The sequence below is a fragment of the Bacillus sp. HMF5848 genome, assembly GCF_003944835.1.
Classification (GTDB): domain Bacteria; phylum Bacillota; class Bacilli; order Bacillales; family HMF5848; genus HMF5848.
Genome location: NZ_RWIV01000001.1, coordinates 2,553,844 through 2,570,772 on the forward strand (window position 1 = coordinate 2,553,844; position 16,929 = coordinate 2,570,772).

Here is a 16,929-nt window from a genome sequence, read left to right on the forward strand (position 1 = left end):
ATTACGATTACTCAAAATAAATTCGGTTATTGCATTAACCTGCTTCGTTACTTTAAGTGAACAACTTTACAATATCACGAATCTTAATAATAAAATCATACCAGAATAAACCAAACTTTTGTTTATATTTCCCATGAATTTTGAGATCGGGGTTGCACAGTAATCGTCTACTACGAAAAAAAGACCACCTTATAAGAGTGATCTTACATAATTTTTTATTTACAAGTATGGTTGTACTGCGCATTAAGAGATCCACTCAAAACAAAGGCGCTTCTTCAATTAACGCCCCTTATATGGAATAAGTAATACGCTTAATCTAATATCAGACAAAATGAAGAGATACCTTCAATATATCTTTGGTAGGCACTGTTCAATACTTTTCTGAAGTGATAGCAATTTAGAATTTCTGTTTATTTTTATGTAAAAACTTTTTAAGAATGTTTTAATATTGAACACTAAGAACCAATAATTTTCATTCTCAAGCTGCTCCTTTTGAGACTTTAATTCAATCGGCAAGTATTGAATTAATTCTTCTATTTTTTTTAAGTCCATTCCTCTTTCCAACATTTCGAGTATAGGTATAATTAACCTTTCATCTTCATCGTGTACATAGACACTGTTAGATATTAGAATCTTACTCCACAATGTCTTTAGTATTTCTGGATAAAATTCTGTGTCTAATTTTGGATTTTTCACTAATTCTTCAAAAGTGTCAGCTACGTGTGCAATACTGTGTGCCCACCCTTTACCAGCAATATATCCTCTTAAATCTCTCTCAAGGTTGATGTATTTAATTAACTTCTCTTTAATGCTATATACTGTGCTTGGTGATAAGAAATTTGCTTGATTATCTCTGTACAATATTAAGGCTATTAAAAGTGTAGTAAACGCTCTTGTGAAGACTGTATCCGTTTCTTTTTCACCGATTCCTTTAAAAATTAGTTCACTTAAACAAGCATCTAATAGTTCTTTTAAAAGTTCAGGTTCTAGTTGATTACTCTCAATTATCAATTTATAAAAAGAGGTATAAATCAATTGGTCGCGGAGTTCGCCATCTGTTGAACCGATATGCGCTAGCATAGACTTTATTATCAATAATTTATCCACCTCTTGCCAATCACTTTCTCCATATTTAATCTTAGTTAATATACTTTTTAGTTCACTCTCACTCATAGAAACTTTTCCTAATGATAAACTCATAAATATCCCCTTGTACTATGTAATATTAGTTATTCAAGATAGGAACATCTTGTTCCAAAAAACTGCTTCGTTAGTTCAATAAATCCTTATGTATTTTCAATAACTATTAAATGAAGTGACGGTTAAACTGACACCCAAAATGAAAGGCTAATTGGCAACCTTTTTTAAGTGTACAACAACTTTTGTCTTATAAATTTATTGTGTCATTTTAGATGCAGATTCTCAAGAAAGAGTTTAAAAACCTTTATATTATAAGAAATTAGCATAGGTCACTTCCTATGCCAATTAGTATGTCATTTCATCAAGATGCATCCCAAAACGGAACGGTTTACAAAACATGAAGAACTGCCAAATCCTTATTCAGTTTATTTACCATTGCTTATGGCATTAACTACTTATGTCACAGCTTTCCTTGCTTTAACCATTGCATACAGTTTATTTATTGTTTTCCAATTGCGGATAGTGATCGGAACATCCAGCTTTTGAAGATTATTGGCCAGCTTGGAATTTCGTATGCTATGTTGAAACAAAAGGTACAAATCTCGATCGTTGATTCGATAATCATCAACTTTACTTTTGTAAGAATTCAATTCATCTAATTTTTCTTGCTGAGGGGCTTCCGATAACATAGCAACATATAAGCTTTCCCCTTCGGTATTTGCTGTTTCAGCTTCTGTTACTTCGTTCACCGTAAATGGGCAATCCAACATGATCCGTTTCCACTCGTCTGCTGTTCTTAAAATAACAGAAACTGAAAAACCGAACTTCTTTTCAATCTCATGTTCCAATTTTCTCTGTAATGTGTGCTCTTCTTCGTTTGATTCAAAGAGTACATTCCCACTTTGAATATACGTTTCTATCTGACTCAGACCGATTGATTCACACATCAGTCTTAGATCTGCCATCTTAATCTTATTCTTACCGCCCACATTAATACCCCGTAACAACGCTATATAAACAGTCATCTTATTAAGATCATCTCCTAAAAGTAAAGTGAATGGGGACGGTTCTCCTGCTTCCTTCTTGGTTCCCAAAGCAACACAGTGTCCTCACCCTGTTAAGCATTACCTGACTTCTCACACCACATACCTAAACATCGATTCATTCATTTTTCTCTAAAATACTCTTGCAGAACCACCGCTAGCTTGGTTTCATGTTTATATTCAAAAATACAGAGGAATTTTCTGTTACCTTCGAACATGATGTTGGAAAAGTTAGCATGATTTTTTCATGAAAAATCATTAGCTTCGCAACTGATGTCTCTTCTGTATCGTTTTCCCTCCAGATATTCAACCTTCATAACGAACAAGCATGTCATGAAACCACTTGGCATATTTATATGTATGTTCCCAGTCCGGATCTTTATCCTCAATCCCCCAGCATGCAGACAGGATCGACATCGCTACGGCTGCCTTTAACAAGCGGACGCGATCTAGTCCCAGGTTCTTAACAAGAAAATCTACTCGGAATGTCAAGACATCCTTTGGATTCGGCTTCGTATGTAAATGATTCACCAAGAATGACACAGTATCAAAATACCGGTCCCCTACCAACCCTTTTGGATCAATCGCTAACCAACCACGGTCTTCTGCATATAAAATGTTCTCATGATGTAAGTCCCCGTGAAGAAGTTCTGGCTCATCACATGTTTCTGTTAATTCTCGAAAAAAAGTGTCTGCTAAAACGATCAAATCTTTTGCAATCGGACCGTCGTCATGACGATAGTTGGCTTGGTAGCGCGTAAGGCCCGAAGCCCAATCCATGATCGTTGGAAACGTGACATCTGCGGGAACGGGTCTTCGCAGTGCACGCCACACGTTTGCATATTCGTGTAATACAAGTTCTTCATCTTTCTCATCAGCAAGCATGATGCCCGGGGAAAGTCGTTCAAGAAGCATCGCGCCTTGCTCAGCATCTGCCAACAACAGCTTGGCACACCCCTCCCCTTTATACGCTTGCACCGTTTTGATTTCGTTATTAAAATCAAAGCCTGGAATGCCTAATTTCAATACAACAGCCCGTCCCTGTGAGTCGGTCGCTTTTAAAACATAATTATAAGAAAGATTCGAAACTGGCCCTTCACTAGTAAGGCTCCATTTTTCAAGAAAATATTGCACTTTCTGCTCTAGTGCCTCTAACCAATCCTCTCCCGCTTGGCCAAACGCTCCTACTATTTTAGTTTGAAAAGTTAAAGGAATATTCATCAATTGTAAGCTCCTATTACATTAGTAATTCATATCTTTTGATGGAAGCATAAGAACCGCCTCAACATATTTTCTTTTTATAAATTATCTCTTCCACAAAGCCACTATTGGCTTCATCAAATAAATAATCCTACCTCTATAGTACCATTTATTCCCTATCCCTGAGCAATTTTCTAATAACAGCATTTTTATGAAAAAAATCCAAAATTCATATTCACTCTGTTTCCAATATGTAGTAATTATGACATACTATAAGTATCAAAAATTACTATCTGAGGTCAAAAGTATGATTATACATGAATTAGAATTACAAAACTTTACATGTCATGCCTACGAAAAATTTCAATTTAGCAGTGACGCCAACCACTTCTTTGGGGATAATTTTGCAGGAAAATCATCGATTGGTGCTGCCATCGTATTTTGTTTATTTGGCGTGACGAAGCACGGGTACAAAACTTATGTGAAAGACTACGTGCAACAAGGCCAAGCAAATATGAAAGTATCTCTAGTATTTTCGTTAAGAAATGCGACATATCACATCACCAGGAATTTAACTAGTAATGGCACAGCAAAAATCTATCTCAATCAGAAGTTAGTAAAAGAACAGGATGTTATTGATATAGTAGGCGACTACAAACCGTTTGTATATCGCTTCTATCCAGAGAGTTTTGTAGAGGAAAAAAGTAGTACAGCTCGCCACTTCATCATTGAAGTGATTACAGGTGGAGATGATACGTTTGATCAACTAGAGCAAGAAAAAAGCAATATCGCCAGACAACAAAGACAAGCTGATAGCTCTAAAGCATACTATGAAGGACAAAAGGCGTTATTGAGGAAACAACTTGACTCCTATACGGCACAAGAACAAGACAACCACATGGACAAGCAACAACAAGAGCTCATTCTAAAAGCACAACAGATTTTAAATGAGATTACTTTACTAACTGATAAAATATCATATTTAAAAGAAGAGCTATCGAAGTCGCAAATGAACCGACAAGCTATACAGGATTGCTGCCCGACGTGTGAGCAAAAAATACCACTTGAGGTGGCCGAGCGACTTCATGCTGATTATTTTAAAAATGAAAAGGATATTCAAGAAAAAATTGATGAATTGATGAAACAAGTGAGCAACAAGAAAGTAGAACATCAACAAATTTTATCGCAGCAGGAAGAGTTGAAGCAACATACACAGATGATCTCAACTCCTACAGAAGACAAAGCTTTTCATACCTTAAAAGTTGAATATAAACGTGTACAAGAACAACTGAACGAGCTCACACAACAAAAGAACATGTTATCTGAACAAGTGAAACAAATAAAACAAAACATGGGCTCTCTCGCCAATCAATACCAAACCGAAGTGAACAAGCATCTAATGTTTACCGAAATTCACTTGTTCAAAAGTTTAAAAAATGGCGACCTACGCCCGGACTTTCAAATACTTTATAAAGACCGTCCTTATCGAACTCTCTCAAAAAGCGAAAAAGTCCGTTGCTCACTAGAAATCGTTCAATTTCTAAACTCTCGTTATCCTGACAACCCTTGTCCCATTTTCCTGGACAACTTAGAAAGTGTTACCCATTTAACCCCACCTAACACACAAGTCATAACAGCGACTGTAAAAAAAGGAATGCCTTTGACGTTGAAGGTGAAATGAAAATAGGGACGGAGCTCGTTTTCGCTAAAACTTGAGCATCCGTCCCTGTGAAGTCTGCTTGAAAAAATCCTATCAAATCCCCCACTAAAAAGGTAAATCTTCATCATCTATGTCAATTGTTTGCGAACTTGGTGAAATAAAATCTTCATCAGATTCATCAAGCTCATCCCATGTTATCCCAAATGGCATACCACCTTCTGTATAGCCGGCAACAAAGGCAAATCCTGCTTCTTCAAAATCAGATAACTCATCTTGCTGTCGCTTCAACTTTCTCGCTTCTTTTTGCTTTTTCTTCGTTTCAATAGATTCATATACACCCTTTTTTTGCTTTTCTGTTATCGGGTATCCAAGCATCTCTAACTCATTCATCGCACAAATCAAATCAACCGCGTACCATTTACTATACCCTTTAATGATGTTCTTCCCAGTGTACGTCTTGACCCACTCTTTCGCATTTTCCATTCGTACTTTACGTCCCCACCGCTTCCGACGAGGACCAAGATTTTTATTTTTCTTCTTCCTTTTATTCATCTGAAACTCCTTGATATGATTCTATGTAAAATGTTCCTTCTTAATAATTATACCGTATACCGCTCCGGCCCACGAAACACTTCTCGAACATGCCATGTTGTAAAACTTTGATTAGGTGTATAAATCATTTCAATCGGCTCTCGTATTCGTGTTCCATGATATTTCATTAGCCATTCATTAAACCCATGCGTACCATGTGCGTCCTGAGAGACTATCATTTGTCTACTGTTTGAAATAGTAAACACACCTCTGTCGAACAGCTTATGATGGAGAGAACAAAGGGCAATCCCGTTCTCCTCTGTATCAGGTCCACCCGCTTGATGCCATTTAATGTGGGCTGCCTCGACTCCAACAAGAGTATGAGCTAGACGTACGTTAAAACCACAAATAGCACAGCTATAGCCATAAGCGCGTAATATTTTTTCTCTAAATTTAGGATCTCTCGCTTTCTTTTCTTTAAAAGAAAAGTCTAGCCCCACTGCATTCAGTATATCTTCATGGATGGAATCAGGGAAATGCAATTCAAGAACGGTTTGTGCCACCTTCTGTATAAGCGCAGGGTCACTCACTAACATAGAGTAAACATCATTGGTAAATCCACCTGCAATGTCAGATTGCAATAATTGCTTATCCGTAAATTTCTGCCTGTTAACCTGCTTATCTAACTCCCAAATCCCATCGTTACTCAATCGAACAAACGGATGTTCAGGATGATAGGATTTTCGCAGAGGACCAAATTCCATTAGTAGCTCTTTTAACTTACTTTTTACGTCCTCGTACTTTAAGTACCTATTATTGTTAGACCGAAGCTGTCCTAATGCATATAATATCAACAATGGTTTATGTGGTGCTCGTTGGTCGCCTTTTCTCCATATAGATAACCCTTCAATGCGAGACATTAGTTCTTGTCTATCCATGACATTCCACCCCAAGATTAGTCTTCTACATATATCAATAATATTTTATCCTTAAAGGCACCACATTTCCTTGCTTTTTCTTTACGGACCTCTTCAACTCGTCCAAAATCAACTTTATGTACAATTGCTAGTGTATGAATTAACTCAAGAATATCAGCCAACTCCTCAATAGCATCATGGTCATTAATAGCTTGATTATATTCCTCTACCTCTTCCAAAAGCTTCTTTTTAGCTTCAACAACAAACTCACTGTCTGAAAGAACTCGTTGAACTATATTGCTTACCTGTATCCTCAATAATCTGCGGGATATTGTCTCGAACGAGTTTATTATATACTGGCATGGGCATCTCCTATCAACTGCATTTTTTCTAAATAAAAATAAAGGCCCTAACATTTATTAGCGTACTTTCAAATTACAAATTAGATGGTCAGTAAAAAACCTTTTCCAACCTCTCTAAGAAGTTCGACACTTTTTTAAATTCATTGATACAAACCATTTTTCTATTATCTTTAGAACTAGATATATCTATAAGATTAAATAAGGAACTCCATTATATAGGATTTTCGATTTAGCATATATTATGGAGTTCCTCGATACAATCAAATATACAATGAACCCAGCGAAATTCACATATACATCATCTGCCTTAATTGAGATAACATGCTGAATGAATACACGTTATAGAATCGTCGTGATTTAAGACAGTTACATTACCTGTTTTAATAGTATTAAGTTCATAAAGTTGTATTTCTAGCCAAAGAAAGTGTCTCGATTTTCCAAATATGAATCAATGAGAAGCTATTAACATTACATTAAGGTTTAAGAATTAAAACTTAATTGTGAATCTTTTTGAACTTCGTTGTTCTTCCGAGAAAGTTTTTTCTTCTCTTTCTCAACCTCTAAATACTGCTCATAAAAATGTTTATTAAATATATGGTATGGTAGTGGATTATTAAGATAGCTACCAAATGTTATAGGAATCATTCGCAGCATCAGTAAGTCTATTGCAACTTGAACATCACCATTGGAAACTCGAACACGTTGAGTTACCCTCGTAGGAAGATCATTCGAAAATGTTTGTTTGCTCACATGCATAGGATATTTCATCGTGTTTGGCAACTTCATTCCTATTGTATAAAAAACATTCCCCTTCCTCACAACAAAAGGTGTTAATGTAATATTTCCGGTCCGTTCACTTATTTTTGTAACTGCAGGTGCAAGTTCATCAGTCTTAAAGGTTGCTACCACAAAAGGTAAATCTTTTTCCAATAGCGGCATTTTTTCAACATTTTCTTCATACACAACTACATTATTTTTACCTGAACAATTTTCAATTATAAACTTGTTCGCATTTGCTTTATTTTTCATAAAATAGCTTTCTATATTTCTTAGCTCAACAACACCATCTTGTATCGACAACCAATTCGTTTCTTTGCTGGGGTGATAATACTTTACTTCTGTTTTACCCTTAAATGAACGAACCAGTAATAATATGTCTCCTTCGAGGCCATTAGGTAATCGAGCCTTTATAAACTGAGGAAAGTAATAATACTCATAAGGGCTTTCCTGTTCCAATAAGTTATAGATTTTTTGATTAACAAAACCTAATCGAATAAGAATGTCATCCATTCCACCCTTTAAACGATTCACAAAATCATTGGGTGAGGCATCCTGTGAATAATGAGATTGAGAGAGAAGCCCTTGTTGTAAGAACCCTAATTCGTAGGCTTTTTTAGGGTCTGAAGGATCCCACTCTTCATATTGATCTACTTCCCCTAAAACAAACGAAGGAACATCTTCCCTAGAGGTTGCTGCTATAATTTCTTCTATTCTTTTTATTATAGCCTCTTTACGGTCAACCTCGGTGTCTAATGGTTTATAGTGCTTTAACCATTCTGGTTTTAGAACAAACTCAATATCCATCGTATGTCTATCACTATCTTCCAAGTCATAAAAACGGTATCGACCATCGGAGATTTGCTCTACATCAAACCTCGCTTCCTTTACTTTCTCAATATCACCATTCTTACCAACCTTTTCACCTCTATATTTCTCCATTACTTCATTTAAATATGACAAAATATTTTCATTAGTAGAAACAACAAAAACTTTTACTAACTCTCCCTGACGCTCAAAATAGGTATCATGGATCCTCCTACTACCAATCTCTTTCTTCTTTAATTGAGTATCGATAACTTCATCTGGATTGCAATCTCTGTTTAACAAATCATTTGTCATATGCTGAAATGATTCAAAAAGATAGAAGTGATCATTAGGGTGCAGTCCTCTTTTGATAAGATACTTATAATTTGAACGGTCGGAATGTGTAATTGGAATCATGTAGTCATTAATAAACTTCTCAGGTGATATCGCAATATCACCAACTGCTTCAATTGTTTCACCCGTTATTGATTCATATTTAATTGAATCCCAGGAAAATACTTTATTTTGATACTTGTTTTTGCTGAAAGGTATTTTTACTATCCTATTTGATGTGTGATTCATTTTGTATAAGGACCTATTTTGAAATTTACCATTTGACTTTCTATTAAATGTCCAATTTCCATTCTTGAATAATGACATAGTCATAATAAGGCGCCCTTTAGTAACTACTGTAACCGTTATGTCATTTTCATTTGTTTCTATCGCTAAATTAATTACGTAAGAAAATACTTTTTTATCCTTGTCCTTTTGATACAAAGGCTTAGATACAAGTTCAAACTTCGGCGAAAAAGTGTCAATTACCTGAAACCACTCCTCCGGAAACTCCCACTCTGCTAATTCTCCATCTTTGTTATAATTCTTCCTTAGTTTTAATTGAGGTTCATCTAATACACTTTTAATGTTTTCACTGGCATATTGAAGAATGTAGTTATTTAAAAATGTTTCATGTTGAGTGTAACCTCTTAATTGATCAAGACTTAACTCATTTACAGTAACGTTAGTTGGATCGATACCACCTAGTAATTTACCTAATATAGAGTAAAGTTGATATTTTTCTTTTTTATCCTCTAATTCTTGTTTCAAATAACGTATCAAAGAACTATTAATCATTTGAATCTTTAAATTAGACATATCCTTAGATACAATGAGCCAGGGTTGCTGGCCTGTCAACGCATGACGATGAAAGGTCATACAAACTAAATCTTTTTCTATTCCTTGTTTATATCTAAAAGGAGATAATAAAAAGTTTAATTTGTTTTCATTTTCAGAAGATAAATCCAATATTTGATTCCAAACATTAACTAATTCATCAGAGAAAAAAACACCCTTTACTTTATGCTCTTTTGCCTGGCTCCTATCTAACTTCAACTGATGAATGACATATTTATCCTCGTTCATATTAGTAACACCTCATTCTGTTCATCAATGATTTCCATATCTTTTAATCCTTCTATGAACCAGGAATATAATACATCCTTAGCCATTTCATTTTCCCATTCCTGATTAAATATTTCTTCTATCATGGTGAGCATACTTTTATCTGAGCTTTTAGAGTTATTATTAAGTTTATCTGTTGCAAACGAAGCGTCACAAAAGAAGATACGCGCACTTGCTTGTCCCCTAACTAAGCGGCCAATCATTTGAATTAGATTTACCAATACATACAATGATATTGCTTTTTTATCTTCGTCATTCAAATCGCTCCACGAATACTTATAAGAAAGAAGGTTGTAAAAGTATCGATTTGATTGTCTTCTGATGTGTTTTACCCCTTCATAAAATAGTTTTTCATTGTTACCTTCTACTTTTAACTGATTCAATTCATGCTCAATAGATTTATATTTACCATTTAGCATTCTAATAATATTGCTAATGTCCTCTATAGGAATTAGTGGTCGGACAAGGAAGAATACACTACCGAAATATGCTTTGTTAAGGAATTTCTTATTTATATCGTCATACTGTAAAATATTATAACCACGATTTATACTTTGAAGAGGGACTACTAAAATATCAATATCCATTTGCGGAAGTTCTTCTACATCCCCTACTTCATCAAGCCCAACTACTTTGTCACCAAACTCTCCTCTTAAGACATCAACAACAAGCTTTGATTGCTCGAATGAATTTACTACGAGCATTACCTTCCTGTTATTATCATCAGACCAGTGTCTTAATTCCTTACGAATATCCCCTACTAACTCCCGTGTTAACTTACGAAGATTTTCTGTTTTATTTTTGCTTCCAGAAACAAGTATAGGAGTATATTCTCCCTTAATATTTTCCATATATTTAGGTAGAAGATGTATTTTAACATTTGGTTTATGGTTTGTTGGTTCTAGTAAGTAATCAATAGGCACATCAACATGATAATGCTTTGACCCCTCTGCATACATAGTTGCTGACATAAAAACCATAGCAGGGCCGTCACTATAATTATTTTGTTGTTTATTTAACTGAGGGAATAGCTGAGCAAATTCAAAGAGAGCTTCTCTTCCTATGCCGTGATAGTCAAACATCTGTAATATTCCGATTTGATCTTCGTTTTCTCCATTCTCTTCTCCTCTAAAATAATATTGAAAATGGCGTCCTGTAGGAGAACTTGGGATAAATGGTAGATACCTTAATATTGATTTATACTGACTTGAGACACCATCAATCTTAGTATCCTTTATTTCCTCTATAGCAGGCTTAATATCTAGTAATGCTTTGAAATGAAAGTCAAACTCCATCAATAAACCAAAAAAGTATAATTGAAACTCTGCATTATCAACATTTTCCGAATCCATGCTACTTAAAACAGAATCATCATTTAGTATTTTCTTAAGTAAGTCTGCCCTTAATTCCTTTTCTCTTAACGTTTTAAGCTCACGAGAAAGATAGGATATTTGTACTTCTTCTAACTGTTCAAAAAAATCCCGAAATGCCCTATCAAAAAAGCTGCTAGGATTTAAGGTTTTGAGATTACTAACTTTGTCTCTATAGGCTTCCACTAGTAATTCAAAAAATGGGTGATCACTTATATTTGTAATGTTTTCTTTTCCAAATATCATTTCCGTTAAGTGTTGCGCTACCTGATGGACATTAAATACCTGTTTTTTATATTTCTTCTTAATATATGTGTTATTTTTCATTAGGTCATATAAATGGTGGATTGCATCACTTGCCCTGGAAACGTGACTACGCCACTGCCTTACAAGGTAAGATCCAGCTTTACCATATTCAATATCAAATTCATGTTTCACTTTTAAAAACTGACTTTCAAAAAGGGTACTATCACTTCCGATTAAGTCATTTTCAGAAAAAAAGATTCCGTCCGCTTTTTCCTGTCCATCGTCCGCTTCATCTACAAATATTACGTCCATTTCTTCATAAGCAATTTCTGCATATGTTAGATCTCTTGGGTTTACAAGTGGCATCGGCTTACTATACATGAAGGCATGCTGAGTTCCAATCCACACTGGTGCATCATTCAAATGCTTTTCCGTTATATATGCCCCACACGTCTCAAACAACGGACAATCATAAGATGGCTTTTTTGCTCTTTCATCTTTGTTATTTTTTAATTCTCTGCATGGTGGTTTACCCGACAGATCTTCTCTATCTAATAAACGATGGATTGAACACTCACCTTTAAAAAATTGCAATAAGTACTCTAATGATAGTTCACTTAAGGGATTCTTAAGCGAATTCGATTTACTTTGATTTTTAACCTTCTTAATATAATTTGATAGGTGCTGTTTAATATTTTGCTGGCCAATAATCGGAACTGCTTTAACACCAATTTCATGCAACTTTAAAGTCAGGTCTAATACTTCTGTAACATTAGAAGTCCAAATAGCGATCCTAGCACCTTCACCAGGTTGTAACTGTTCCGGGTATTCTCTCCATAAGTTAACTAGACGAAGGATCTCATACTTTAGTAAGTTGGTTTTTCCTACACCAGTAATCCCGGCAATTCCTGTTTTATCTTTATATTGCAACTCCTGCAGTCCTTTGACACTCCTTATAGTAAAAGTCTTCTGTAAATCGTTGTACTGCTGCTGCAAACTTTTGTCCTGTTCACCAAGTAATTCGATAGAATTGTCCGACCAATGCAAACCATTCGGTTGCAACTTTAAGGATAAAAGGTCACGTGATATCTTTTTCCTATTTGTGGGAACCTGCCACGACTTCAACTTTTGGTTTAAATAATCTTTTGATTTAATCAAATGAGGAGGGAATCCTTTTTTCTCTTGATCACCTGATCTAAAGGTAATCTCAATTTCCTCTTTATCTCTTTTATTTCCAACGTGCTTAGTTTTAAGGAAGTATGGCTTGTCTTCTGAGGTAATAAAATTCATTTTAATCTTCCCTACATTTACTAAGGACTCCTTATTAAAGACATCTGCATAAAAGGAATTTCTATTCTTAAAATAAAGAGGTTGGATTTGTTCTATTTTCCCTTCAGTATCAATTGAAAATTTTCTTAATTTCCTATCAACAATTTCATATTCCGCAATTGCCCTTTTCCAGTTAGGGTAGGTAAACTCTTGCGCAAACAAGTACCTAAGAATATTTATTTTAAAATCCTCACTTACATCTACATCGGGTAAAACAGAGTTGTATTTTGGGAGAATAGCCCATACATCATCCACTGTATGATAGGTCTTATATTCACTAAATATAGTTGCAAAAACATCTAGAATTAACTCTACGGAAACGATTGAAGTAAGAAACTTCCTTATGGCTAAGCCTCTTTCTACATATTCATTCCCTTTGTTAATACTATACCGAGTTACCAGCTCTTCTATCTGGTCTCCACTTTTTTCAAAATACACTCGCGTTTGCTCTTTAAACTCATCGATAATCGGCTTTAAAATATCACTTTTGGCATTAAACACATTATCACCTACCCTTAACCATATTAACTAGCTCACTAAAGGTAAAAACTTTAACCTGTAAATCATGATGCATCAAGTCTTTCTTAAGCGCATTCATATACCGTTTCTTCCCTTTTGAATCTGGAATTCCTATTACAACATTTTTTAATAGCCCACTTTTTTCTTCATCAAGTAATTTTTCTACTAACATAAAAGGATAACTATAATTTTTCACGTCAATATTAAGTTGTATATTTTCAGATCCAACTTTCTTGGTAACTTGCAAGTCACCATCACTTTCAATATTCGGGTACATAAGTACTTGAGCACCCTGCCTTTCGAACCGATCTTTTAACTCAAATTCCTTAAATCCCGGTATTACAGTTGAAAGTTGTACAGGTTCAATGGTTCTATGCGTAAATTGAAAAGGTCTTGCCTTATAATCATTAATCTTGTATCGATTGAAATGCTCTTTACACTCTTGGTTCAAACAACTATATTTCTCACTTTTATTCTGTAATGTCCAGCCACAGTATGGGCATACATAAAAGTCATCAGTAGGTACCCGCTCATAACTCTTAATCAAACGATCGATGATATATCTATCATTTTTTAACTGCTGGCCTAACCGAAGTCCTAATTCTTCAATATCTTCTTCAACTTTTATTAAAGGATTTTTAATTAAAAACTCACGGTAGCTATTATAGACTTGTTGCATATCTATATCGCCTTCATTATATTTACGACGGCAGTAAGTAAGCACTTCTCTTACTATACTTGAAGAAGCCTCCTGCGATGAAATATACTCCTGCAATAACCAATTTGCCTCTTCACTAATACCTGTTCTTTCATTTAAAACTATCAAACTCGTTGGGATTTTTCTCTCTTTTAATGCTTTTATGTTAAACAAGCCCCAATCTTCTATAGGGGTCTTCAGAAGCTGTAAAAATTCGTACATATTTGAGGGATAAACTGCATTTGCTGTAGTTAAGCTCTGGTGTTGGATTTTTGATAGGAGCATTTCAAACGGAGAAAATTTGTATGTATCCGAGTAAATCACATCTTCAATATTGTACTCAACCCGCTTCATATGCTGAATAATATCTATTAAACCTACATGATCAACTTTACCCATAAATTACCACCCTTTCCATCTAATCTATATATTAACCCAATCAAAAAAGAAAGTCTATTAAAATATTATAAAAAAATATGACTTAATATTTTTTTGTATTTATTAGTATGGATTTCGTTTATACTTTTTTAACTTTCAAGGACTCTTTAAAAATACAAGCTTAGTCTTGATGTTCTACTAGTAAAAAATTATAATTACATTTCCAACAACGAAGTATATTTATGTCACTTTTTGTTGACTAAACTTGGACACTCCTTCATAATAACCCTATAAAAGTTAAATATTTTTTTAACTACAATGGAGGGTTATGAGTTGTATACTATCAGCAAAGATAAAGTCAGATTACATATGAAAAGACGTGGTTTATCCACTCAAAAGCAGTTAGCTGAACATTTAGGTATAAGTAAAAATCAACTTTCCATGCTACTTTCCCCCAATTTTAATCCTATTAAATCTAATGCTATGAAACTATGCGAAGTCTTGGATGTAAAATTTGATGACATTATTGACTCTGAGCAGACTTCATTACCTTTAGAGGGTACAGAAACCCTAGTAGATCAATCTCAGGATGAGGAAATAAATGTAGCAGATTATGAGGGTCGTCATTTTGTAGAGGTAAGAGGATTAAAGGCTAATAAAGAGTATTCGGTTGTAGAGCTTTTTGCAGGAGCTGGAGGACTAGCTTTAGGACTGGAGGAAGCAGGTTTTTATACTAAAGGACTTGTAGAGATTGATAAGTATGCGTGTCAGACTCTAAGAAAAAACAGACCTAATCTGAATGTTATTGAAAAGGATATTATTGAGGTAGCTGAACAGGGTATCAGAAACTTCGTTGATGTTCCTATTGGAGAGCTAGACCTATTATCAGGAGGATATCCTTGTCAGGCATTCAGTTATGCAGGAAAGAAAATGGGTCTATCTGATGCTAGAGGCACAATGTTCTATTACTATGCTCAGATATTGAAACAATTACTTCCTAAAATGTTTCTAGCAGAAAATGTTAGAGGATTAGTAAACCATGATAATGGAAGAACATTTGCCCTTATGATAAAAGTTTTTTCTGATATTGGCTATACTGTTAAATGGAAAGTCTTAAGAGCTCTAGACTATGATGTAGCGCAGAAAAGAGAAAGAATAGTTCTAATTGGCATAAGAAACGATTTAGTTGATGACTATAAATTTAGCTACTCTTTCCCTAAGCCTTTTGGATATGAGCTTACACTTAAAGATATTCTTAAAGATGTTCCAAAATCTGAGGGTTCTAAATATCCTGACTCTAAAAAGAAGGTCTTAGACCTAGTACCTCCAGGAGGCTATTGGAGAGACCTACCTGATGAAATAGCAAAGGACTACATGGGTAAAAGCTATTATTCTGGTGGAGGAAGAACTGGTATGGCAAGACGATTATCATGGGATGAACCTTCACTTACATTAACCTGTTCTCCAGCTCAAAAGCAAACTGAGAGATGCCATCCTGATGAAACAAGGCCATTTACTGTAAGAGAATATGCTAGAATACAAAGCTTTCCCGATGATTGGGAATTTGATTGTTCTATCATAAATGCTTATAAGCAGATAGGAAATGCTGTTCCAGTAAACATGGCAAAAGCTATTGGATTATCTATTGTAAATGTATTGAATCAAATAAAACAATAATAATGAAAAAGGAAGGATACTTTAAACGTATCCTTCCTTTTTTGCTTTATACATCATATGACTCTTTTTTCTCTGCAGCCATACCATTATTTGTTTGGATTATCTGATTAGAGTTTATACTATCCTTAATTTCTTTTGCGAGTGAGTCTATTACATGCTCTAATAATTCAGTTCCATCATATTCTGATGCTACATCTCCAATAGCATCAGTGAGCCTCTGATAAAAATCTTCTTCACCAGTAAGTCTATACCAAAACTCACTTCCGATTATTACTGGGTATTCTTGATTTATTTTCTTATAGTGGCCACTTAATTCCTGTGGCGTACCGTAAAAAACTCCAACAACAAGATCACTAAACCCAATACTAAGATTATTGGTTCTTGCAAGATTTTTAACTCCTGCAAAATGCCCCTTTATAGTCTCTACGTCATCTTTATTTATGGTATTTGGCCCCGCCTTAACTTGGCAATATTTTCTCCTACCATCAATTTTATCATTAAATTCAATATCAATTCCCGCTGTAGTTGATGCAAATCCCTCTAATACCTCACTACAAAATTTCTGTAATTTACTGCCAAAGGTGGTATTTATAGATGTACCAAGTACTCTAGGGTATACTAGGGCTTTTGCAATACTCTTCGGATCGTCATTCCCCGTCAAAAAACTAGCCTTGTATTTATCCAAGAAAGGATTAAGGTTAAATTCCTTTAATTTTGTTAGCTTTTTAGTATTAGTAATATGACTAGGTGCGATTTCTTTCCTGAAAAATTCTTTGGCTTTTTCAATAATTTCATTATAAGTATTACTCAATCCAATC

The 16,929-nt window shown here is 34.7% G+C and carries 11 protein-coding genes and 1 pseudogene; 2 read left to right on the forward strand and 10 right to left on the reverse strand.

Features of this window, described 5'->3' with window-relative positions; genetic code table 11:
• Positions 1 to 345 precede the first annotated feature (345 nt).
• From EJF36_RS12325 to EJF36_RS12335, 3 genes are all read right to left on the reverse strand, one after another.
• Positions 346 to 1,200, reverse strand: a complete 855-nt coding sequence (locus tag EJF36_RS12325) for a DUF2785 domain-containing protein (protein ID WP_125906609.1) — start codon at positions 1,198 to 1,200, stop codon at positions 346 to 348.
• A gap of 395 nt (positions 1,201 to 1,595) precedes the next feature.
• Positions 1,596 to 2,234 (reverse strand): DUF1697 domain-containing protein, encoded by a 639-nt coding sequence (locus EJF36_RS12330; protein WP_312028266.1) that lies wholly within the window; start codon positions 2,232 to 2,234, stop codon positions 1,596 to 1,598.
• 255 nt (positions 2,235 to 2,489) lie between these two features.
• Positions 2,490 to 3,404, reverse strand: a complete 915-nt coding sequence (locus EJF36_RS12335) for an aminoglycoside phosphotransferase family protein (protein ID WP_125906610.1) — start codon at positions 3,402 to 3,404, stop codon at positions 2,490 to 2,492.
• A 286-nt stretch (positions 3,405 to 3,690) separates the two neighbouring features.
• Between EJF36_RS12335 and EJF36_RS12340 the strand changes: the two genes are divergently transcribed.
• Complete coding sequence (locus tag EJF36_RS12340; RefSeq protein WP_185806896.1) at positions 3,691 to 5,064, forward strand: AAA family ATPase; 1,374 nt, start codon at positions 3,691 to 3,693, stop codon at positions 5,062 to 5,064.
• Positions 5,065 to 5,148: 84 nt separating this feature from the next.
• Here EJF36_RS12340 and EJF36_RS12345 read toward each other — a convergent pair whose 3' ends face one another.
• From EJF36_RS12345 to EJF36_RS12370, 6 genes and pseudogenes are all read right to left on the reverse strand, one after another.
• Positions 5,149 to 5,595 carry a hypothetical protein gene (locus EJF36_RS12345; RefSeq protein WP_125906612.1) on the reverse strand — a complete coding sequence of 149 codons (447 nt, stop codon included), beginning with the start codon at positions 5,593 to 5,595 and terminating at the stop codon, positions 5,149 to 5,151.
• A 47-nt stretch (positions 5,596 to 5,642) separates the two neighbouring features.
• Positions 5,643 to 6,512 (reverse strand): phosphorothioated DNA-binding restriction endonuclease, encoded by an 870-nt coding sequence (locus EJF36_RS12350; protein ID WP_125906613.1) that lies wholly within the window; start codon positions 6,510 to 6,512, stop codon positions 5,643 to 5,645.
• Between the two features lie 17 nt (positions 6,513 to 6,529).
• Positions 6,530 to 6,854, reverse strand: a pseudogene (locus tag EJF36_RS12355) (nucleoside triphosphate pyrophosphohydrolase).
• A 479-nt stretch (positions 6,855 to 7,333) separates the two neighbouring features.
• Entirely contained in the window at positions 7,334 to 9,856 is a 2,523-nt protein-coding gene (locus EJF36_RS12360; protein ID WP_125906614.1) for a pPIWI_RE module domain-containing protein, read from the reverse strand.
• Positions 9,853 to 13,341 (reverse strand): pPIWI_RE_Z domain-containing protein, encoded by a 3,489-nt coding sequence (locus tag EJF36_RS12365; protein ID WP_125906615.1) that lies wholly within the window; start codon positions 13,339 to 13,341, stop codon positions 9,853 to 9,855. Before EJF36_RS12365 ends, EJF36_RS12360 begins: the two co-directional genes overlap by 4 nt.
• A gap of 4 nt (positions 13,342 to 13,345) precedes the next feature.
• Positions 13,346 to 14,455, reverse strand: coding sequence for a restriction endonuclease-related protein (locus EJF36_RS12370; protein WP_125906616.1), 1,110 nt, complete (start codon positions 14,453 to 14,455; stop codon positions 13,346 to 13,348).
• Between the two features lie 312 nt (positions 14,456 to 14,767).
• Here EJF36_RS12370 and dcm point away from each other — a divergent pair, with 312 nt between their 5' ends.
• Positions 14,768 to 16,111 (forward strand): DNA (cytosine-5-)-methyltransferase, encoded by a 1,344-nt coding sequence (gene dcm, locus EJF36_RS12375; RefSeq protein WP_260471895.1) that lies wholly within the window; start codon positions 14,768 to 14,770, stop codon positions 16,109 to 16,111.
• Positions 16,112 to 16,157: 46 nt separating this feature from the next.
• Here the strand turns inward: dcm and EJF36_RS12380 are convergent, their stop codons facing one another.
• Positions 16,158 to 16,922 carry a PmeII family type II restriction endonuclease gene (locus EJF36_RS12380; RefSeq protein WP_125906617.1) on the reverse strand — a complete coding sequence of 255 codons (765 nt, stop codon included), beginning with the start codon at positions 16,920 to 16,922 and terminating at the stop codon, positions 16,158 to 16,160.
• Positions 16,923 to 16,929 lie beyond the last annotated feature (7 nt).